This window comes from Actinomadura meyerae (genome assembly GCF_900188445.1).
GTDB lineage: Bacteria > Actinomycetota > Actinomycetes > Streptosporangiales > Streptosporangiaceae > Spirillospora > Spirillospora meyerae.
On record NZ_FZOR01000031.1, the window covers coordinates 67,176 to 85,450 of the forward strand.

General features: G+C 73.3%; 20 protein-coding genes. 12 read left to right on the plus strand and 8 right to left on the minus strand.

The window, feature by feature from the left end:
• Window positions 1–37: 37 nt before the first annotated feature.
• Window positions 38–1,135, minus strand: coding sequence for a winged helix DNA-binding domain-containing protein (locus tag CHF16_RS41535; protein ID WP_089329014.1), 1,098 nt, complete (start codon window positions 1,133–1,135; stop codon window positions 38–40).
• On the opposite strand from CHF16_RS41535, the gene CHF16_RS41945 reads away from it, so the two are divergent.
• From CHF16_RS41945 to CHF16_RS27385, 3 genes are all read left to right on the plus strand, one after another.
• Window positions 1,116–1,331, plus strand: coding sequence for an SIP domain-containing protein (locus CHF16_RS41945; protein WP_281259398.1), 216 nt, complete (start codon window positions 1,116–1,118; stop codon window positions 1,329–1,331). The genes CHF16_RS41535 and CHF16_RS41945 overlap by 20 nt on opposite strands.
• Window positions 1,332–1,490: 159 nt before the next feature.
• Window positions 1,491–2,006, plus strand: coding sequence for a hypothetical protein (locus CHF16_RS27380; protein ID WP_143228142.1), 516 nt, complete (start codon window positions 1,491–1,493; stop codon window positions 2,004–2,006).
• Window positions 2,007–2,817: 811 nt separating this feature from the next.
• Window positions 2,818–3,489 carry an RlpA-like double-psi beta-barrel domain-containing protein gene (locus CHF16_RS27385; protein ID WP_089329016.1) on the plus strand — a complete coding sequence of 224 codons (672 nt, stop codon included), beginning with the start codon at window positions 2,818–2,820 and terminating at the stop codon, window positions 3,487–3,489.
• A 188-nt stretch (window positions 3,490–3,677) separates the two neighbouring features.
• Here CHF16_RS27385 and CHF16_RS27390 read toward each other — a convergent pair whose 3' ends face one another.
• The 3 genes from CHF16_RS27390 to CHF16_RS27400 all read right to left on the minus strand — a co-directional run bounded on the left by CHF16_RS27390 (window position 3,678) and on the right by CHF16_RS27400 (window position 6,423).
• The gene (locus CHF16_RS27390) at window positions 3,678–4,634 is read right to left on the minus strand and encodes a TIGR03621 family F420-dependent LLM class oxidoreductase (protein ID WP_089329017.1); all 957 of its coding nucleotides are present in this window, start codon (window positions 4,632–4,634) and stop codon (window positions 3,678–3,680) included.
• 209 nt (window positions 4,635–4,843) lie between these two features.
• Window positions 4,844–5,362 carry a GNAT family N-acetyltransferase gene (locus CHF16_RS27395; RefSeq protein ID WP_245869305.1) on the minus strand — a complete coding sequence of 173 codons (519 nt, stop codon included), beginning with the start codon at window positions 5,360–5,362 and terminating at the stop codon, window positions 4,844–4,846.
• Entirely contained in the window at window positions 5,359–6,423 is a 1,065-nt protein-coding gene (locus CHF16_RS27400) for a phosphotransferase family protein (protein ID WP_342750133.1), read from the minus strand. Before CHF16_RS27400 ends, CHF16_RS27395 begins: the two co-directional genes overlap by 4 nt.
• Before the next feature lie 106 nt (window positions 6,424–6,529).
• On the opposite strand from CHF16_RS27400, the gene CHF16_RS27405 reads away from it, so the two are divergent.
• The 5 genes from CHF16_RS27405 (at window position 6,530) to CHF16_RS27425 (ending at window position 11,648) form a co-directional block, all read left to right on the plus strand.
• The gene (locus tag CHF16_RS27405) at window positions 6,530–7,822 is read left to right on the plus strand and encodes an acyl-CoA dehydrogenase family protein (protein ID WP_089329018.1); all 1,293 of its coding nucleotides are present in this window, start codon (window positions 6,530–6,532) and stop codon (window positions 7,820–7,822) included.
• Complete coding sequence (locus CHF16_RS27410) at window positions 7,815–8,447, plus strand: TetR/AcrR family transcriptional regulator (RefSeq protein ID WP_089329019.1); 633 nt, start codon at window positions 7,815–7,817, stop codon at window positions 8,445–8,447. Before CHF16_RS27405 ends, CHF16_RS27410 begins: the two co-directional genes overlap by 8 nt.
• A gap of 71 nt (window positions 8,448–8,518) precedes the next feature.
• Window positions 8,519–8,881 carry a VOC family protein gene (locus tag CHF16_RS27415; protein WP_089329020.1) on the plus strand — a complete coding sequence of 121 codons (363 nt, stop codon included), beginning with the start codon at window positions 8,519–8,521 and terminating at the stop codon, window positions 8,879–8,881.
• Window positions 8,882–9,093: 212 nt separating this feature from the next.
• On the plus strand, window positions 9,094–10,515 hold the full coding sequence (locus CHF16_RS27420; protein WP_089329021.1) for a hypothetical protein: 1,422 nt from the start codon (window positions 9,094–9,096) through the stop codon (window positions 10,513–10,515).
• Window positions 10,512–11,648, plus strand: coding sequence for an ARPP-2 domain-containing protein (locus CHF16_RS27425; RefSeq protein ID WP_089329022.1), 1,137 nt, complete (start codon window positions 10,512–10,514; stop codon window positions 11,646–11,648). The genes CHF16_RS27420 and CHF16_RS27425 overlap by 4 nt, the downstream gene beginning before the upstream one ends.
• On the opposite strand, the gene CHF16_RS27430 is transcribed toward CHF16_RS27425, so the two are convergent.
• On the minus strand, window positions 11,641–12,453 hold the full coding sequence (locus CHF16_RS27430) for a PIG-L family deacetylase (RefSeq protein WP_089329023.1): 813 nt from the start codon (window positions 12,451–12,453) through the stop codon (window positions 11,641–11,643). The genes CHF16_RS27425 and CHF16_RS27430 overlap by 8 nt on opposite strands.
• Before the next feature lie 128 nt (window positions 12,454–12,581).
• Entirely contained in the window at window positions 12,582–13,436 is an 855-nt protein-coding gene (locus CHF16_RS27435) for a class II glutamine amidotransferase (RefSeq protein WP_089329048.1), read from the minus strand.
• A gap of 89 nt (window positions 13,437–13,525) precedes the next feature.
• On the opposite strand from CHF16_RS27435, the gene CHF16_RS27440 reads away from it, so the two are divergent.
• From CHF16_RS27440 to CHF16_RS27450, 3 genes are all read left to right on the plus strand, one after another.
• Complete coding sequence (locus CHF16_RS27440) at window positions 13,526–14,026, plus strand: HAD domain-containing protein (RefSeq protein WP_089329024.1); 501 nt, start codon at window positions 13,526–13,528, stop codon at window positions 14,024–14,026.
• 105 nt (window positions 14,027–14,131) lie between these two features.
• Window positions 14,132–15,139 (plus strand): methyltransferase, encoded by a 1,008-nt coding sequence (locus tag CHF16_RS27445; protein WP_089329025.1) that lies wholly within the window; start codon window positions 14,132–14,134, stop codon window positions 15,137–15,139.
• Between the two features lie 116 nt (window positions 15,140–15,255).
• Window positions 15,256–16,017, plus strand: coding sequence for an SDR family NAD(P)-dependent oxidoreductase (locus tag CHF16_RS27450; RefSeq protein WP_089329026.1), 762 nt, complete (start codon window positions 15,256–15,258; stop codon window positions 16,015–16,017).
• A 30-nt stretch (window positions 16,018–16,047) separates the two neighbouring features.
• Here CHF16_RS27450 and CHF16_RS27455 read toward each other — a convergent pair whose 3' ends face one another.
• Window positions 16,048–16,701 carry an NUDIX hydrolase gene (locus CHF16_RS27455; RefSeq protein WP_089329027.1) on the minus strand — a complete coding sequence of 218 codons (654 nt, stop codon included), beginning with the start codon at window positions 16,699–16,701 and terminating at the stop codon, window positions 16,048–16,050.
• Complete coding sequence (locus CHF16_RS27460; RefSeq protein WP_089329028.1) at window positions 16,698–17,537, minus strand: helix-turn-helix domain-containing protein; 840 nt, start codon at window positions 17,535–17,537, stop codon at window positions 16,698–16,700. Before CHF16_RS27460 ends, CHF16_RS27455 begins: the two co-directional genes overlap by 4 nt.
• Window positions 17,538–17,605: 68 nt before the next feature.
• Between CHF16_RS27460 and CHF16_RS27465 the strand changes: the two genes are divergently transcribed.
• Window positions 17,606–18,214 (plus strand): TIGR03086 family metal-binding protein, encoded by a 609-nt coding sequence (locus CHF16_RS27465; RefSeq protein ID WP_245869308.1) that lies wholly within the window; start codon window positions 17,606–17,608, stop codon window positions 18,212–18,214.
• Window positions 18,215–18,275: the final 61 nt, after the last annotated feature.

Genomic DNA, 18,275 nt, shown 5'->3' on the forward strand with positions numbered 1-18,275 from the left:
GCCGCCCACCGCCCACCGCCCGCCCCCAGGCTCTCGCCTACGCCTCCTCAATTGTGACGACGGTCTCCTTGGCGTCGGGCTCCAGGAAACGTAGGAGCGCCTGCCCTTCGGTGGTCAGCGCCTTGACGGCCTTCTGCGGAAGCCGCTCGAAGGGCCGCATCGTCAGGGTGGCGACCTTGCGCTTGTACTCGGTGTCCCAGATGCCGCGAGCGAAGCCGTCCCAGAGGAAGACGGCGCGGACGCGCAGGTTCTTGGTGGTGAGCATCGGCCGGTCGGCGTCGGAGATGACCCGCCTGCGGTCCGCGTGCGCGAGGACCAGGCTGTCGAACTCGGGCAGGAAGCGCGCCGGTGCCGGGGCGTCCTCGCCGGGACGCGGCGCGTCCGGCAGGTCGAACAACTCCCGGCCCTTGTCGTCGGTGAAGACACGGAGGTCGGGCCGTAGGCGCTCCAGAGCCGCACCGGCGGACGCGAGGCCGGACCATGTCTGGGCGTCGGCGGCGGAGGCCGGCCCATACGCCGCCAGGTACCGGAGCATCAACTCGTCGAGCGCGGTCTCCGCGGACGGTGCGGACCCCAGCCAGCCACTGGCGAGCGTGAACTGCGCCGTACGCGGGAAGCCCCACCTGTCCTGTGTGGGGACCATCACCAGCGGCAAGCACAACCGGACCGCATAGCCGAGGGCCCGGTCGTTGACGTCCGGGAACTGCTCCTGGAGCAGCGCGCGGATCTCGTTGAAGGTCCGGGGGCCGTCCGCGAGGAGCGCGCCCGCGGCGGGCACGACCTCGTCCAGATCCAGGCCCTTGGCGCGTTCGCCCAGGACGCGCAGGGCACCGTCCAGCATCGGCTGCAGGGGCGGGCGGAAGGCCGTGTAGTCGGCGCCTGTGACCAGGTGCAGGGTGGCCCGCATCATCGTGGCCCGGACGAGTGCACGGTCCTGCAAGGCCGTATGGACATCGGACGCCTGGAAACCGTCCAGCCGCGACCACAGCGCCAGGAACGGCGGCTTGGGCTCCTGTGCCTGCAAGCCGCCCAGCCGTGCCACCGCCTCGGTGACCGGGACCGCCTCCCGGGCGAGCAGCATCTGCCGGGCCAGCGTCGCCCGGTTCAGCGCACGGGTGCTCAGTGTCTCCGTCATCCGTCCAGGATGCCGGGATCCCGAGGCCGCCCGCACACGGCCCCGTGCGGGTCTCCGGCGGCCGGCCGAGCCGGGAATCGCCTACGTGGCCGGGGAGGCACGCACCGTACAGGCGGTCCGCGCCCACCTGGTCCGGAACCGGGGCCGGCCGCGCAGATCCGTGCTGGTCAAGCCGTTCTGGACGCCCGGCGGGTGAGGGACGGAGTGACGCTGGAACGATCGACACGGATGGGGGTTACGGGGGGATATTTCTTGAAATGCACGTGCATCAGCCCTTGCACCTGCACGCCATCCCTAGCAGGATGATCCCGGACCCCCGCACGTGAACTCCCCGGAGATCGCGATGAACGCACACTTGAGCGACAGTGACCGACAGGCGCTGCGGCTGGCCCAGGATCTCCGCGAGGAGATGCGGGCCGCGCTTCCGCAGCTGCCGGCCGCCCCCTCGGTCTCCCCGTTCGTCGACCAGTCCGGGATGCCGAGCGTCCTGCTGCGGATGGACGCCGAGACCGCCCACGCGCTCATGGCCCTGCTGGCCGAGCGGCGTGCGGGGCAGCCGGGCCTCCCCGGGCCCGAGCCGCGCCGGGCCGACGGCACCGTGCCGCCGCCCCCGGCCCAGGCCGTCCCCGCGGCGCAGGGCCCCATCGTGGCGCCGGCCGACCCCTACGGCGAGTCCGCCCACCAGGGCGCTCCCTATCCGGGCGGCGCCTACCCGGACCCCGCGTACTCCGGCCCCGGCTACCCGGAACCGGCCTACCCGGAGCCCGCTTACACGGACGGGCCGTTCGTCCCGCCGCAGCCGAGCGCTCCGTTCTTCGCCGGCGGCACCGGGCCCACGCCGCTCGTGCCGACGGTCTACCCGACGCACTGATCCGGCCGCCCGCCGGCGGGCGTCCCATCGGCCGCTCTTCCAGACGCCGCGGGCCCGCCCGCGGCGTTCGCCATGTGCGGGGAGCCCCGTCTCGCAGGCCCTCCGCGCCACCTCGCCCAGGCTTTACCTTCGCTGGGGGGATGGTTGGAATGCCCGTTGCGGTGGGTGTGTTCTTTAGGGTGTCGTGGTGATGCTGTGGCACTCCGCTGGAGCATCCACCCCGGCTCTGCCCGGTCTCGGGGGCGGGACGGCGCGCTGACGCCGGCCGCGATCCGGGACCATGAAGATCTTTTTTGCCGGGCGTACGGCCCGCAAGCCCGCTGGCCAAGGGGCTCCGGTCCACTTCCCGGTTAAATGATCTACCTGGGCAAAGGTAAAGAAAACGGCGGTTTGGCGAAAGTACGGTATTGCCGTATATAGTCAACCGCAGGTCAGGCCCAAGAACCCTTGACCTGGCCAATCGCATAGCCGTCGCCTCCCGCCCGCCAGGCGGGAACCCTCGCGCCGAACCGCGGTCGTCCCATGCACCGGCCGCGCGTATCCGGGATGTGCCCATGAGCCCCCGGCCCGGCGTTCCCTCCGCTTAATCCAGCCCGTGTCCACGCATGCCCGAGAACGGTCGTGCGGATCTGAGCGCGGGCGCGGTCCACCATGCCCGTGGATCGTTCCAAGCGGGTCCTTCACCGCGGCGGTGCCTCCCGAGTCCCGAGTCTCGGAGCCGCTTCCCCCTGCCCGGAGACGGGCGCACGCCGTTCCGGCGGAGCGTCCCCGGCGCGGAGCGGCAGCCCTGTTCCCCGAACGAAGGAAATCCATGCAGCAGCGAGCGATCAACGTCGTCCTGACCGGTGTGACCGGCACCGCCCTCGCGGGCATGCTGGTGGCCGGTGTCGCAGCGGCCAGTGATGACTCCGCTCCGGAGAAGCAGTTCCTGTCGCAGCAGGCCGTGGCCTCGCAGGAGCACAAGACCTCCCCTGAGAAGACCCTCGACGCCGGCAAGAAGGCCAAGGTCGAGACCGGCTCCGAGGCCGGTTCGAAGGCCGCCGAGAAGCCGGCCAAGCCGGACGCCAAGCGCGAGAAGACCGGCCCGAAGGCGCTGCTCAGCGGCAAGACCACCGCGTCCTACTTCTGGGACGACGGGTCGGGCGTCAACGGCGACACCGGCGCCCCGGCGGGCGGCAAGCCGATGCAGAAGGGCCTGTTCGCCAGCCCGAGCTGGCCCATGCACACCAAGGTCAAGGTGACCTACAAGGGCCGCAGCGTCACCGGCTTCGTCGGCGACCGCGGGCCGGGCAAGCCCTCGCACCGGGGTGTCATGCTCGACCTCGACACCTACACCTTCCGCTACCTGCTGGACGGCGGGAAGCCGAAGAGCAAGTACAACGCCGGCACGGGCGAAGGCCACCTGAAGAACGTCAAGTGGGAAGTGCTCTCCTGGGGCCACGGCGCCGGGAAGAAGGGTGCCCCGAAGCCTTTCGGCTCCTGACCCGGAGGCGATGAGACCGCCCGCGCGGTAAGGCGTGAAGCGGCTCACAAAAGGTAAAAGCCCGCGGCCGGGCAGTGAGCCCGCTCACGTCCTTTCGCCCGGCCGCGCATAGACCCCGGCACAGGGCTGCCGGTGCATGGAAGACGGGGATTCCCCGGTATCGAGAGATCACCGGGGAATCCCCGTTTTCAGCTCTCGGGGCCCGGCCGGCCGGCCAGGAGGGCGACGACGGGCGCGAACGCCTCCATGGCCGAGTCCGGGACCTGGTAGTAGGTGAAGCCGTAGCGGTCGCGGCGGGCGAGCATCTGCTCGGCGATGTGCTCGGCCGGCCCGACGAACTGCGACGGCATCTCCAGCACGAGCCCGGCCGACGACGCCCCCCAGCCGCGCGTCACCGCGACGCGGGCGGCGGTGCGGCGCGGGTCGTCCCCGAACACGGGGCTCACCATCATGCTCAGCTCGACGTCGCGGCCGCCGGCGGCCTCCCGGACCAGGTCGGCCTTGCGGGCGATGGTGTCCGGCAGCCGCTCGGTGAGCTCGTCGGAGATCGCCCCCTCGGGAAGGGCGCGGGGGAGGATGCCGACCGTGTCGGCGAGCCGTCCGGCGATCCCCAGCATGCGGGCGCCGCCCGCGCCGACGACGAGCGGGGGCCGCCGCTCCGGGCGCGGGAAGACGGTCAGCCCGTCGACGCGGTAGTGCTCCCCGGCGAAGGAGGTCTTCTCGCCGCCGAGGAGGCTCCGCAGGATCCGCAGCGACTCCTCGAGCCGCCCGACCCGCTTCCCCGCCGGGTCGAAGGGCATCCCCGCGGCCGCGTACTCGTCGCGGAGCCAGCCCGCGCCGACGCCCGGCTCGAATCGCCCGCCCGACAGGTGGTCGAGGGTGGCGGCCTCCTTGGCGAGCATCACCGGATGCCGGTAGTCGTTGGCGAGGACCATCGTGCCCAGCCGCAGCGTCGACGTGGCGGACGCGGCGGATGCCAGCGCCACCATCGGGGCGAGCTGGTCGCCGAACGGCTCGGCGACGAAATGGTCCCGCAGCGTCAGCACGTCGTATCCGAGGGCTTCGGCGCGCCGCGCGGTCTCGATCAGTCCGGTGCCCGACCTGATCGACTCGCCCACGACGCCGAAGCGGAATCTCCTTGCCATGCGACGAGCCTGCCCGCCGGCCGGGGCCGGACGCTGGCGGAAAACCGACCTCAGGCTCCCGGGGCCCGGCGGGACGTCTCGGCCGAGGGGACGTCTCGACCGGCGGAACGGGGCGAGCGGCTCGGTCGCCGTCCGTGCGGCGTAAGGGCGTCACCGACTGCCCCGTTCGCACCGGTCCCTTCCCAGGCTGCGTCCCGCCGCCCGGAATTTCAACCTTCCCGGGGCTCCACCCGCTGCGCCAGCAGGCGTCCGGGCCAGTCGCCGACGGTGAACTCCGCGACGGGCTCGAACCCGTTGCGGCGGTAGTACTCGACGAGCCGCCCGTCGTCGCCGCCATAGCAGTCGACGCGCAGCAGGGAGACGCCCTTGGCGCGCGCCTCGTCCTTCGCCTTCGCGATGAGCGCGGTGCCCACCCCCTGCCCGGCGAACGCCCGGTCGGTCACCAGCAGCGTGATGTACAGCTCCGGTTCGCCGGCCGGCTCGATGTAGGGCGTCGGATGGGGCGCGACGGCCATGGCCCCCGCCGGGCGGCCGTCCACGGTCGCGACCCAGATCTCCTCGTCGCGGGCGATGCCCTCGATCCGCTCCACCTTCCGCGGGTCGCCCGACCACGGCTCGGTGCCCCACTGGCCCGTCCGGCCGTTGGCCGCGAGCCACGCGACGGCGGCGTCCAGCATCGCGAGCATCAGCGGGGCGTCCGCGGGCCCTCCGCTCCGGATCCCGATCATGCGCCGATGAAGTTCTGCGCGCGGCGGAACAGGCCGAGGGTGATCGAGTGCAGCAGGTCGCCCGTCTCCTTGGGCGCCTTGCCCGCGAACGCGCGGGCGTGCGTGCCCTCCAGGACGATCCCGAGCTTGAAGCAGGCGAGCACCGCGTACCAGGTGATGGACGACAGGTCGCGCCCGGCGACGGCGTCCGCGCGCTCGGCGTAGGTGGCGACGAGGTCGCCGGCGTCCGGCAGCCCGCCCGCCTCGCCGAGCGGCCCGGCCAGCGCGGCGCTCTGGTCGTCGCGGTCCGGCCAGGTGGCCAGCAGCCAGCCGAGGTCGAGCAGCGGGTCGCCGATGGTGCACATCTCCCAGTCGACGATCGCGGCGACCTCCGGGCCGTCGAAGGAGTACATCAGGTTGGCGAGGTGGTAGTCACCGTGCAGGATGCCCGGCCGCCACAGCGGCGGACGGCGCTCCTCCAGCCAGCGGGCCACGTCGTCCAGGCCGGGTATGTCGGGGCCGGGATAGCCGTCGAGCGCGCTGTAGGAGTCGAGTTCGGACATCCAGCGGCCCACCTGCCGCTCCAGGAACCCCTCGGGCTTGCCGAAGTCGCCCAGCCCGACGGCCTCATGGTCGACCGCGCCCAGTGCCGACAGCGCGCGCGCCGCGTTCAGCCCCATCTCGCGGCGGACGGACGCGTCGCCCGCGTGCAGGGGCGGGAGCGTGACCGAGGCGTTGAAGCCCTCGACCGGCGTCATCAGGTAGAAGACCGCGCCGCCCATGACCGACTCGTCGGGGCAGGCGGCGATGAGGCGCGGCGCCGGGACGTCGGTGCCGTCCAGGGCGCCGAGCACGCGCGCCTCGCGGCGCAGGACGTCGTTCGTCCTGGCCCGCAGGTGCGCCGGCCCCCGCCGGAGGACGTAGTCGCGGCCGCCCCGGCGGAACCGGATCAGCGTGTTCTGGGTGCCGCCGGCCAGCGGCGCGACGTCCTCGAACGGGCCGCCCGGCAGGCCCCGGTCGTCCATCCACCCGTCCAGGACGGCGAAGTCCACGAGGGCGCGGTCGATCTTCTCAGGCTGCACGGCGGGTCCCTTTCCGGCGCAAGGTCATCCGGAGGGTAACAGTCATGCACTTGCATTACTTACTGAGGTAGGCCGATTATCGGGGAAACGACGCAGGAGGCTCGCCATGGCATGGGACTTCGAGACCGACCCCGACTACCAGGAACTCCTCGACTGGGCGGACGCCTTCGTCCGGGACGAGGTCGAGCCGCTCGACCTCGTGCTCGGCGACCCCTACGACAAGACCGACCCCCGCTACAAGCGGCTCGTCCGCCCCCTGCAGGACCAGGTCCGCGACAAGGGGCTGTGGGCCTGCCACCTCGGCCCCGAGCTCGGCGGGCAGGGCTACGGCCAGGTCAAGCTGGCCCTGCTGAACGAGATCCTCGGCCGCTCCCGGTGGGCGCCGTCGGTGTTCGGCTGCCAGGCGCCCGACTCCGGCAACGCCGAGATCATCGCCCACTTCGGCACCCCCGGGCAGAAGGAGCGCTACCTGCGGCCCCTGCTGGACGGCGACATCTCCTCGTCCTACTCGATGACCGAGCCGCACGGGGGAGCCGACCCCACGCTGTTCACGACGCGCGCCGTCCGGGGCGGGGACGGCTGGGTCATCAACGGCGAGAAGTGGTTCTCCTCCAACGCCCGCCACGCCACCTTCCTGATCGTGATGGCGGTGACCAACCCCGACGTGTCGGCCTACGAGGGCATGTCGATGTTCATCGTGCCCGCCGACGCGCCGGGGCTGACCACCGTCCGCAACGTCGGCGTCGGCGGCGAGCGCGAGGGCTCGCACGGCTACCTGCGCTACGAGGACGTCCGCGTCCCCGCCGAGAACCTGCTCGGCGAGGAGGGCGGCGCGTTCGCCATCGCGCAGACCCGCCTGGGCGGCGGCCGCATCCACCACGCGATGCGGACGATCGCGCAGGTCCGCAAGGCCTTCGACATGATGCTGGAGCGCGCCGTCTCCCGGCAGACCCGGTTCGGCGCCCTGGCCAAGATGCAGATGACCCGCGAGAAGATCGCCGACAGCTGGATCGAGATCGAGCAGTTCCGGCTGCTCGTCCTGCGCACCGCGTGGCTGATCGACAAGCACGGGGACTACCGGAGGGTCCGCAAGGACATCGCCGCCGTCAAGGCCGCGATGCCGAAGGTCTACCACGACGTCGTCCAGCGCGCGATGCACCTGCACGGCGCCCTCGGCGTCTCCAACGAGATGCCGTTCGCGGGCATGCTGCTGGCCGCCGAGGCGCTCGGCATCGCCGACGGCCCCACCGAGGTCCACAAGATCACCCTGGCCCGGCAGCTGCTGCGCGACGTCGAGCCGGTCGAGGGCCTCTGGCCCTCCGGGCACCTCCCGACGCGCCGGGAGGCCGCCCGCGAGCGCTTCGCCGAGGCCCTGGAGCTCGCGATCGCCGATGAGTGACACGCGCGAGCGGCTGCTGGACGCCGCCGAGGCCCTCTACGCCGCGCGCGGCGTCGACGCCGTCAGCCTCCGGGAGATCCTCCAGGAGGCCGGCGCCCGCAACGCCACGGCCGTCCAGTACCACTTCGGGGACCGCGCGGGCATCCTCAGCGCGATCTTCGCCCGGCACGCCCCCGACGTGGAGGCCCGCCGGCACGCCCTGCTCGACGCCTACGAGGACGGCGAGCGGGGCGTCCGGCCCCTCGCCGCCGCCCTCGTCCGCCCGCTCGCGGCCCGCCTGGCCGACCCGTCCGGCCGGGCCTACCTGCAGATCTGGGCGGACGTGGTGAACCGGCCGGACCCGCTCGTCCCCGTGGCCGTCCTGGACGACCCCCGCGACAGCCTGTGCCGGTGGCGGAACCTCGTCGAACCCCTCCTGGAAGAGGACGCGGCCCGCCTGCACCGCCGCTTCACCGCCATCCTGTACGCCTCGATCGAGCTGGCCCGCCGCGCCCGCTCCGGCCCCCGCACCGACGACCGGCTGTTCACCAGCTACCTGATCGACGTCGTCGCGGCGATCCTCGGCGCCCCCGTCTCGCCCGAGACCCGCCGCCTCGCCGCCGAGCGCGACGCCGCCCGCGGATGAGGTGACATCCGTCCAAGACGGGGCGGATCCGCGCCCCGCACACTGGGCATGCCACACCCAGGGAGGACGACATGACGAGCGAGATCCGCCGGACCTTCTACCCGCTGATCAGGTCCGCCGACCCGGCGCGGACGATGGCGTGGCTGGAGAAGGCGTTCGGCTTCACCGAGGTCGCCGCGCACAGGGACGGCACCGGCAAGATCGTCCACGCCGAGATGCGCTTCGACACCGGCCTGGTGATGTTCGGCTCCGCCGCGAAGTCGCCGGCGTCGGTCTACGTCGCCGTCGACGACCCCGACGCCCACCACGACCGCGCGAAGGCCGCCGGCGCCGAGATCATCAGCCCCCTCACCGACCAGGACTACGGCTCCCGCGACTACGCGGCCCGCGACCCCGACGGCAACACCTGGTACTTCGGCACCTACCGCCCCTGACCCGGGCGCCCCGCCCCCGACCCGAACGCCGGCCTCTGCGGCCCGCGGCGGGTTATTCGGAGGCTCGGGGGCGGGGGGCGGTGTTACGGTTCGGGGGCCGGCCGCGGGACTTCGGTGCGACTTCCGGAACCCACCTTTACAGTGATGATTCGCAGCTCGCGCTTCCCTTCCCCGGCCGGCGCCTCCCTCCCCCCGAGCGAGCCTGGGAAACGATGAGCGAGACGTTCGCGGACCTCGTCGCGTGCGAGGACGTGCTGATGTTCGTCAACGCGGCGATCACCTCGACCGGGCAGCGGGAGTTCCACGCCGGCGGGGGAGAGCAGCGGCTCAGCCTCGGCTTCCTGCACGAGTACATGCTGGAGAACTACCGCGAGGTGTACGCGGCCGCGCTCGCGCTGGACGTCAACGACCACAACGCGGCGATCATCATCCGGAACCTGCTGGTGCGGGCCGGGGACGTCCCGGTCGAGCGGCGCAGGCGGGAGGGGCGGCTGATCGCGCGGCGGCTGGAGCGGATGCCGCGGCAGCGCGTGTACCGGCTCTTCCGGGAGCTGCGGCGGCTCGGGGTGAACAACCGGCGGACGCGCGCGATCATCCGCGACTGGATGGCCGGGCGCCGCGACCCCGCGTTCGACCTCGTCAAGTACCGGGGCGCGGTGAAGGACGTGGCGCGGCACGCGCACCTGCGCTTCGACCGGGAGCAGCACTGCTTCCTGTTCGCGCCGCGGGCGGTCAAGGCGTTCGAGACGCCGATCTTCGAGCAGTGGCGCCGGGCGCACTACGAGCAGGCCGCGATCTACGAGCTGCCGTACACGGTCGCGGAGGGCTTCGCGGCCAAGCACGGGATCCCGCGCGAGGTGTTCCTGGAGCGGATCGAGCCGCGGATGACGCGGCTGGAGCGGCTGCGCGCGCAGGGCGCCGGCGTCCCGGCGGACCTCTCTGAGATGCCGCTGACGCGGCTCGCGACGTACGTGCTGTCGCTGCCGCTGGACGAGCGGGCCGCGCGGCGCGCCGAGCTGTCCCAGGCGCTGCGCACCGCGGCCGGGCGGCTCGCCGGCGCGGCCCGCGGGTCGTGGGGCCGGGTCACCGCCGTCCTGGACGACAGCTACTCCTCCCTCGGATCGGGGGAGAAGCGCCGCCGCCCGCTCGCGGTCGCGCTCGCGGTGCACTACCTGCTGGAGGCGCTGGCGAAGGACTACACGCCGCTGTGGACGTCGGGCCGCGCCGACGAGCTGCTGCTCTACCCGTCCGGCCCGACGCCGCTCGGCCTGCGGATCATCGACGCGCTCGACACCGCCCCCGAGCGTCTCCTGATCGTCTCCGACGGCTGGGACAACGCGCCGCCCGGCCTCGCCGCCGACGTGCTGCGGATCTGGCGGACCAGGCTCGACCCGGGCCACCGGCTGGCGCCCGGCCACCGGATGCTGATCGTGCACCTCAACCCGGTGTACGACGCGGAGGGCTTCGAGGTGCGGCGGCTGGCCCCGGGCGTCCCGACGGCGGGCATCCGCGACGCCGGGAACCTCGCCACGCTGGTGGAGCTGGCGCGGTTCGCCGAGGGGCGGGTCGGGCTCGCCAAGCTGCTGGCCCACCTCGACGACCGCGTCGCCCGGTTCCTGGGAGTGCGGGCATGACGTTCGAACTGGGCGGCCTGGAGACGGGCCCCGCGCAGGTGTGGGGCTCGGTGCGGCTCGTCCCGCTGATCCGCGACGAGCCCGTCCCCAACCTGCGGCTGCACCGCAAGGTGTACGCCGAGCCGGTGTCGGTCGTGGACGTCGGCGACGCCGACTACGTGTCGTTCGTCCCGCACGCCTTCGTGGCGTCGTGGGACGACGGCGGCCGGGCTCCCGGCGCCTCGTACGGGACGCGGCTGCTGGAGCGCGACGCCGGCGAGGCGCCGCCGCGCATCCCGGTGCGGATCGTGCGGCGCATGGCGCGCAAGGCGAGCAAGGACCGGCTCCGCTTCCTGCCCCTGCACCTGGCCGTCGAGGGCTACCTCGCGCTGCACTTCGGCGGCCCGGAGATCGCCTGGGACGAGTGGGCGCGCCGGGCCGTCCGCCGGGGCCTGTCGCCCCGCTGCGAGGAGGCCTACACCGGCGCCCGGGTGCGGGGGCTGGAGGACGCGCTGCGGATCTTCGAGATCCATCCGGGGCAGTGCGGCGTCATGGTCTACGTCGCCGACTCGCTGGCGAGCGCGTTCGCGGTCCCGCACCCCGACGACTACCGGGCGCTGCACCCGACGCTCGTCGAGGACCTCTTCGGCGAGCTGATCTACACCTACGGGCTGCTGGGCGCGCCGCCCGGCGACCTGACCGCCCGCATCGACGACACCGCGATCCGGTCCCTGGCGGACCTGCGGGCCGCCGCCGAGCTCCAGCGGGACGAGTGGGCGTCGTTCCACGACGCGGTGATGGCCGGGCGCCTGTTCGACGAGGCCGGAACCCGCCAGGTCGTCCAGCGCCTGCACGGGTTCGAGCTGGCGCGGTTCCTGCCCTCGTTCGCGCTGCGCGGCGAGAACCACATCGGCGAGACGATCACCGGCGAGGACGGCCGGATCGCCTACCTGAAGTCGTTCCGGCTGTCGGAGACGCAGGTCCGGCGCGGATACCTGCTGCGCAGGCTCGCCGAGCACGACTGGCGGCTGAGCGCCACCGCCGCGGCCCTCGGCACCGGTGAGGCGGCGCTGGCGCTGCGCCTGGAGCGGGCGGGGTTCGGGTACCTGCTGAGGCAGGACGTCCTCGACCACTACCGGGCGCGGGCTACCTGAGGCCGGCGAACAGGTCCTCCTCCCGGTCCGGGGCGTCGACGCGGCAGAAGTGCCGGACGAACGCCTCGAACGAGAACGCCGCGCGCTGCATCTCCTCCGGCATCCGCAGCAGGAAGATGTTCTCGCCCTGGCTGGCGTGCGCCTCCAGCGCCTTGCGCTTGGCGTCCACGTGCGCGGAGACGTCGACCACGCCGGTGATCAGCTCGTCGGGGGTGCCGAAGTCGTCCGGCGGGTCGAAGTCGATCTCGACGCCGGCCGCCTTGACGGCGTCGGTCATCTGCTCGATGCCCGAGCGGGGGATGGCGGTGTAGTACAGCTTGTCGGGGATCCCGGTCCGCTCCGCGGCGGCCAGCGCGACGCGGTGCGCCTGGATGTGGTCGGGGTGCCCGTAGCCGCCGTTCTCGTCGTAGGTGACGACCACCTGCGGCCGGTACCGCTCCATCAGCTCGGCCAGCCTCCCCGCGGACTCGTCGAGCGGGACGTTCGCGAACGCGCGCGGGTCGTCGTTGGCCGCCCAGCCGTCCATGCCGGAGTCGCGGTAGCCGAGCAGCTCCACGTGGCCGATGCCGAGCAGCGCGGCCGACTCGCGGAGCTCGCCGAGGCGGCGCCGCGCGACCTCCTCGGCGTCGTGGCCGGGCTCGCCGGGCTTCACGCCGCCGGAGTCGTCGCCCTGCTCGCCGTTGGTGCAGGTGACCAAAACCGTCCGGATCCCCTCGGCGGCGCTGCGGGCCAGCAGGCCGCCGGTTCCGAGGACCTCGTCGTCCGGGTGGGCGTGGACGGCCATCAGCGTGAGTTCGTGCGTCATCCGGGCTCCTCAAGGGGTTTCGGCCGTCCACCCTACGTCCCGGCGCGCGGAGTTGATCAGACCTGCGGAGTCGATCAGACCTGCGGAGTCGATCAGAGCCGCGGGGTCGATCGGACCGGCGAGGTCGATCAGGCCTGGGAGGTGGATTCCGCCGGCGACAGGTCCGCGGGCGTCAGCTGGTGCGCGGGCGCGTCGAACGGGAACTCCGAGGACGAGTGCAGGCCGTCCTGCATGAGCAGTTCGCCGGGTTCGAGGAGCCGCCAGTCGGGGTCGTCGTCCATCGGCTCGCTGGCGAGGACCATCCCCGGGCACCCCACCCGGTGCGCCGCCACCGTCACCTGGCCGGGCTCGTGGCCCGAGCCCAGGCGCCGTGCGGGGCCCGGACTGTCCAGCGTGGGCCTGAGCACCCACAGCTCGTGGGTGTCCGGGTACCGCAGCGCCCACATCCGACGCGACTCGGCGAGCAGGATGTTCAGCGCGAACAGGGGAAGTTCGGCGGCGATGCGGCGCACGGCCGCGACCAGCCCCGCGGTGGTGTCGCCGTGCCGCCGGATCTCGGCGGTGATGTAGGCGAAGACCAGCTCCGAGTCGGTCTGGCCCTGGATCTGCGGGCAGTCCACGTCGGTGAGCCACGAGCCGAGGTCGTCCAGGCCGCGCACCACGCCGTTGTGGGCGAACAGCCGGTCGTCCATGACGAACGGGTGCGAGTTGTGGACGTCCGGAGCCCCCGTCGAGGCATAGCGGACGTGCGATATGAACGTGTGCGACACGATGTTGCGGGCCTCGGAGTTGAAGTCGGCGTCCTGGAACGCCGCGATCGGCGCGCGGTCGCGGACGGGCTCCTCGCCGAGCGAGAACCAGCCGAGCCCCGTCCCGTCCGGCATGCGGCGGGACTGGAACTCCAGGCTCTCGGGCGCGTCCAGCAGCCAGAACGTGGCGTGGACGCGCGGCCCGCCCGTGGTCATCCCGAACAGTCGGCACATGCCCGCAGGATGCCCGCAGAGCGCGCGCCGGAACACGGTGCGCGAAATGACCTTCTGCCGGACGCCCGCGATGACGTACCGTCCGGTGTATGGGGTCGCCGGTGCTGCTGCTGGACGTCGACGGGGTGCTCAATCCGTTCAAGAGGCCCCATCGCGGGTTCAGACGGCACCGGGCCTCGCCGAACGGCCAGACGTTCCATCTATGGCTCAACCCGGCGCACGGCCCCGCGCTGCTCCGCCTCGCCGAGTCGGTCGGCGCCGAACTGGCCTGGGCGAGCTACTGGTGCGACCACGCCAACGGCTGGATCGCGCCGAGGGTCGGGCTGCCGGAACTGCCGTACGTACCGATCCCGGCCTACCCCGGCAGGGCGGAGGGCCGCTCGCTCGGCGCGTGGAAGGCCCGGCACGTGGCCGCGTGGGCGGAGGGCCGCCCCTTCGTGTGGTTCGAGGACGAGCCGGACGCGACCGCGTGCATCGCCGGTGAACCGGGCGTCGCCGAGCACCTCCTCGTGGAGATCGACCCGCTCACCGGCCTCACCGACGACCACCTCGACGCCGCCGAGACCTGGCTCCGCGCCCTCACCCGCTGACCGGCCCGCGCGCGGCCCCGGCCCGGCCCGGGAGGTTCCATTCGTCCAAGACGGCATGCGGCGGCGGTCCGTAGCGTCCTCGGACGAACGGAAAAGGAGCCGACGATGTCGAGATCACCACTACTGGACCTGGCCTTCGGCTACATGCCGGCGCAGATCGTGCACACGGCCGCCGAGATAGGGCTGGCCGACGCGATGGCCGGCGGCCCGAAGTCGAGCGGGGAGCTGGCCGAGGCGACCGGCACCCACGCGCCGTCCCTGCTCCGCCTGCTGCGCGGCCTCGCCACCCTGGGCGCCGTCGAGCAGAAGGAGCGGGACCTGTTCGCGCTGACCGCCGAGGGGCAGCGCCTCCGCGCGGACGCGCCCGACTCGGTCCGCGCGCTGGTCAGGCTGTTCTGCGGCCCCGAGGTGTGGCGGACGTGGGGCGACATGACCGGGACGCTGCGCACGGGGGAGTACGCCTGGAAGCGGGTGACCGGGCACGCCTCGTTCGAGCACTTCGCGTCCGACCCGGAGCTGTCGGCGACGTTCAACGCGGCGATGGCCGAGCACACCCGCGCGGTCGCGCCCGGGATCATCGGGGCCCACGACTTCTCCCGCTACGGGACGGTCGCGGACCTCGGCGGCGGCGACGGCACACTGCTCGCCGCGATCCTGCGGGCGAACCCCGGCGTGCGCGGCATGCTGGTCGACCTGCCCGCCGGGCTCGACGCCGCGCCGGGCACGCTGGCGGACGTCGCCGGCCGCGCCGAGATCGTGCCGGGCGACTTCTTCGAGTCCGTGCCCGGGGGCGCGGACGCCTACGTCCTCAAGAGCGTCCTGCACGACTGGAGCGACGACAAGGCGACCGCCATCCTGCGGAACGTCCGCGCGGCGATGGAGCCCGGCGCGCGCGTCGTCATCCTGGAGCAGGTGATGCCGGAGACGGTCACCCCGGAGACGGCCGGCATCGTCCGCAACGACCTCAACATGCTCGTCTGCACCGGCGGGCGCGAGCGCTCCGAGGCCGAGTTCCGCGACCTGCTGGACGCGGCCGGGTTCAGCGGCGTCTCGTTCACCGGGCCGCTGCCTCCCTCCGCGTACCACGTGATCGAGGCCGTCCCGGCGACCTGAAGATCACGCCGGGCCGCACAAGCCGGAGGCCGCTCACCGGGAGGCCGCTTACGCCCGAACCCCGCGGACGTGCAGGATGGACCCTGGTAAGCGACCCCTGACGAAGGAGTGCCCCCATGAGTCCACTCGCCGGCCGTACCGCCCTGGTCACCGGAGGCAGCCGCGGGATCGGCAGGGCGATCGCGCTCGCCCTGGCCGCCGACGGGGCGCGGGTGGGCATCGCCTACCGGCGGGACGAGGAGGCGGCCCGCAAGACCGTCGCCGACATCGAGGCCGCCGGGGCGCGGGGCCGCGCGTTCCGCGCCTCGGTCGACAGCGTGGACGAGTGCCGCGGGCTCGCCGCGCGGGTCGAGGAGGAGTTCGGCTCCCTCGACATCCTCGTGCACAGCGCCGGGATCGCCAGCCGCGGCAACAGCGTCGCCGACACCGACCCGGCCGAGCTGGAGCGGGTCCTGCGCGTGCACGCGTTCGGCCCGCACCACGTCAGCCAGGCGCTGCTGCCGCTGCTGCGCCGGGCCGAGCGCGGCGACATCGTGTTCGTCTCCAGCGTTGTCACCGACTTCATGCCGGCGTTCGGCGGCCCCTACGCGATGGGCAAGGCCGCGATGGAGGCGCTCGCGCAGGTCCTCGCCAAGGAGGAGCGCGGCCACGGCATGCACGTCAACGTGGTCGCGCCCGGCCTGGTCGACACCGACATGGGGCGCCGGCTCGTGCGCGCCACCGCGGGCGTGGAGGACATCCGGCAGCAGGACGCCGTGTCCCCGTACGGGCACGTGTGCTCGCCCGAAGAGGTCGCCGACGTCGTGCGGTTCCTGGTCTCGGACGGCGCGTCCTACGTCACCGGGCAGCGGATCGTCGTGGACGGCGGCACCTTCTGAGCCGTGGCCGGGAGGGGCGGGCCGGCCGGGTCAGCTGCGCGTCCAGTCAGGCTGGGCGAAACCGGCGACCCTGGCCGGCCTGCCGAGCAGCACGACCTCCCGGAACTGCCACAGCATCGCGCCGGTCGGGGCGTGCACGCGCCACCTCGGGCCGAGCCGCATCTGCAGGAGGCTCCCGCCGTCCGGCTGCGGGAGCCAGTGCGGGGTGTCGTCGTCGGCCAGCCTCCGCAGGCTCGCGTAGTGGACGGAGTGGACCTCGTCCGGGTTCGGCGCGAGCGGCCCCGGATCCCGCAGCGCCACCACGACCGGCGTGATCGCGAAGCCGGAGCTGGCGGGGAAGTCGTCGAGCCGGCCGAGGACGTCCGCGGGCCCCGCGGCCAGGCCGATCTCCTCGTGCAGTTCGCGCAGCGCCGCCTCCTCGGCGGTCTCGCCGTCCTCCAGCCGCCCGCCCGGGAGCCCCCACTGGCCCGCGTTGCGGCCCCGGTAGGCGCGCTTGATCAGGATCACCGCCGGGACGCCGCCGTGCTCGACCGCGCACAGCACCACCCCGGCGCGGCGCAGGCCGGGCGCGTCCGGGACGGTCGTGTGCGCGAACGAGTCGAGCCTTCGGGCCGCCAGCGCCCCGAAGGCGTCCAGGTCGTCGAGGGGATCGCGGTCGCCGGGGGAGGGCTGCGGGACGGTCATGCCCCGATACTGCCAGGGCCCGCCTCGCGGGCGTACCGCGCGGGCGGCGTCCCGACCGCCGCGGTGAAGTCGCGGGTGAAGTGCGCCTGGTCGGCGTAGCCCAGTTCCACCGCCAGCGCCGCCCAATCGATCGCCGCGCCCGACGCGGCGCGCTCGGCGGCCTCCTGCATCCGGAACCGCCGGATCACCCATTTCGGGTTGATGCCCACGTACTCGTGGAACAGGCGCTGCAGCCCCCGCACGCTGAGCCCCTCCTCGGCGGCCAGCTCGTCCACCCGGACGAGGCCGGGGCGCTCCGCGATCCGCGCCACCACCGCCGCGGCCCGCTCGGCCGACGGGTCGGGCTCGGGGGCCGTATCGGCGAGGAACCCCTCCAGCAGAGCGACGCCCTCCTCGGCGCTCGCCGCAGCGAAGACCTCCCGGGCGAGTGCGAGCCCCGCCGCGCCGAACACCTCGTCCACCCCCGCGAAGCGGCCGGTCAGCGTGGCGGCGGGCGCGTCCATGAACGGCCGGAAACCGCCGGGCCGGAACGCGGCCCCGACCACGCGGCCCTCACCGTGGATCTCCTCCACGAACTCGTCGCGGACCACGCCCGCGATCCGCGCGCGCGTCGCCCCCGAAGTCAGGTAACTGGTGAACGTGACGTGCACGGACGGGCGCGTGAGCACCTGCTGCCGGTGCGGTGGCCGTCCTCGCAGGTCCCACCGGAGCACCCAGAAGTTCGCCACGAACGGGGCGAGCGCGGGGCAGGGCGCGATCCGCTCCACGTCGAAGCGCTCCAGGCCCGTCCGGGGGCGCAGGATGCCGCGCGTCCCGCCGGGTAGGGATCGGTCCATCGGGATCCAGGCTACCGGTGTCGCGTTTCTTCAAGACCCGGGCCGCGTCCCCGCCCTACCGTGGACACATGTTCGAACTGATGAGCGAAGAGAAGGCCATGGACATACGGAGCCAGATGCTCCCCGCCGCCGAGGTCGCGGCGCGGATCGTCCTGCGGATACCGGAGGCGGAGCTGGACGCCCCCACCCCATGCCCCGAATGGGACGTCCGGGCCCTGGTGAACCACCTGATTCTCTGGAGCGGGCGGGGTGAGTCGGCCGCCCGCAAGGCGCCGCCCACCGGCCCTGGGGAGGACCACGACTTCACCTCGGAGTCAGGCTGGGCCGAACTGTTCGAAGAGCAGTCCCGCAAGACCGCCGAGGCGTGGCAGGACCCCGCGGCCTGGGAGGGCGAAACCAGCCTCACCGGCGGCGCGAAGGGCATGCCCGCCGGCTTCATCGGCGGCATCGTGTTCGTCGAGAGCGTCCTGCACGGCTGGGACCTCGCGGTCGCCACCGGGAGCGAGCCCGAGTTCGCGCCGGAGACGGTCCAGGCGGCCTGGGAGCAGACGGTCGCGATGGCCGACGTCAGCCGCCAGTACGGCGCGTTCGGGCCGGAGGTGCCGGTCGCGGAGGACGCCCCCCTGCTCGACCGGCTCCTCGGCCTCGCCGGCCGCGACCCGCGCTGGAGGCCCTGAACCGGAGCGCCGAATGCGCGGCGGCGCGCGGGTCCCGGCGCGAGCGGGGGCCCGTGCGCTC

What these genes read in the sequence shown, in the direction of transcription:
- CHF16_RS27395 (WP_245869305.1), bottom strand. Translation starts at nt 5,362, where the DNA reads ATGATCGGGATCCGGAGCGGAGGGCCCGCGGACGCCCCGCTGATGCTC.
- CHF16_RS27390 (WP_089329017.1), bottom strand. Translation starts at nt 4,634, where the DNA reads ATGGCAAGGAGATTCCGCTTCGGCGTCGTGGGCGAGTCGATCAGGTCG.
- CHF16_RS27420 (WP_089329021.1), top strand. Translation starts at nt 9,094, where the DNA reads ATGAGCGAGACGTTCGCGGACCTCGTCGCGTGCGAGGACGTGCTGATG.
- CHF16_RS27455 (WP_089329027.1), bottom strand. Translation starts at nt 16,701, where the DNA reads ATGACCGTCCCGCAGCCCTCCCCCGGCGACCGCGATCCCCTCGACGAC.
- CHF16_RS27440 (WP_089329024.1), top strand. Translation starts at nt 13,526, where the DNA reads ATGGGGTCGCCGGTGCTGCTGCTGGACGTCGACGGGGTGCTCAATCCG.
- CHF16_RS27410 (WP_089329019.1), top strand. Translation starts at nt 7,815, where the DNA reads ATGAGTGACACGCGCGAGCGGCTGCTGGACGCCGCCGAGGCCCTCTAC.
- CHF16_RS27450 (WP_089329026.1), top strand. Translation starts at nt 15,256, where the DNA reads ATGAGTCCACTCGCCGGCCGTACCGCCCTGGTCACCGGAGGCAGCCGC.
- CHF16_RS27430 (WP_089329023.1), bottom strand. Translation starts at nt 12,453, where the DNA reads ATGACGCACGAACTCACGCTGATGGCCGTCCACGCCCACCCGGACGAC.
- CHF16_RS27435 (WP_089329048.1), bottom strand. Translation starts at nt 13,436, where the DNA reads ATGTGCCGACTGTTCGGGATGACCACGGGCGGGCCGCGCGTCCACGCC.
- CHF16_RS27415 (WP_089329020.1), top strand. Translation starts at nt 8,519, where the DNA reads ATGACGAGCGAGATCCGCCGGACCTTCTACCCGCTGATCAGGTCCGCC.
- CHF16_RS27445 (WP_089329025.1), top strand. Translation starts at nt 14,132, where the DNA reads ATGTCGAGATCACCACTACTGGACCTGGCCTTCGGCTACATGCCGGCG.
- CHF16_RS27465 (WP_245869308.1), top strand. Translation starts at nt 17,606, where the DNA reads ATGTTCGAACTGATGAGCGAAGAGAAGGCCATGGACATACGGAGCCAG.
- CHF16_RS27425 (WP_089329022.1), top strand. Translation starts at nt 10,512, where the DNA reads ATGACGTTCGAACTGGGCGGCCTGGAGACGGGCCCCGCGCAGGTGTGG.
- CHF16_RS27405 (WP_089329018.1), top strand. Translation starts at nt 6,530, where the DNA reads ATGGCATGGGACTTCGAGACCGACCCCGACTACCAGGAACTCCTCGAC.
- CHF16_RS41535 (WP_089329014.1), bottom strand. Translation starts at nt 1,135, where the DNA reads ATGACGGAGACACTGAGCACCCGTGCGCTGAACCGGGCGACGCTGGCC.
- CHF16_RS27460 (WP_089329028.1), bottom strand. Translation starts at nt 17,537, where the DNA reads ATGGACCGATCCCTACCCGGCGGGACGCGCGGCATCCTGCGCCCCCGG.
- CHF16_RS27385 (WP_089329016.1), top strand. Translation starts at nt 2,818, where the DNA reads ATGCAGCAGCGAGCGATCAACGTCGTCCTGACCGGTGTGACCGGCACC.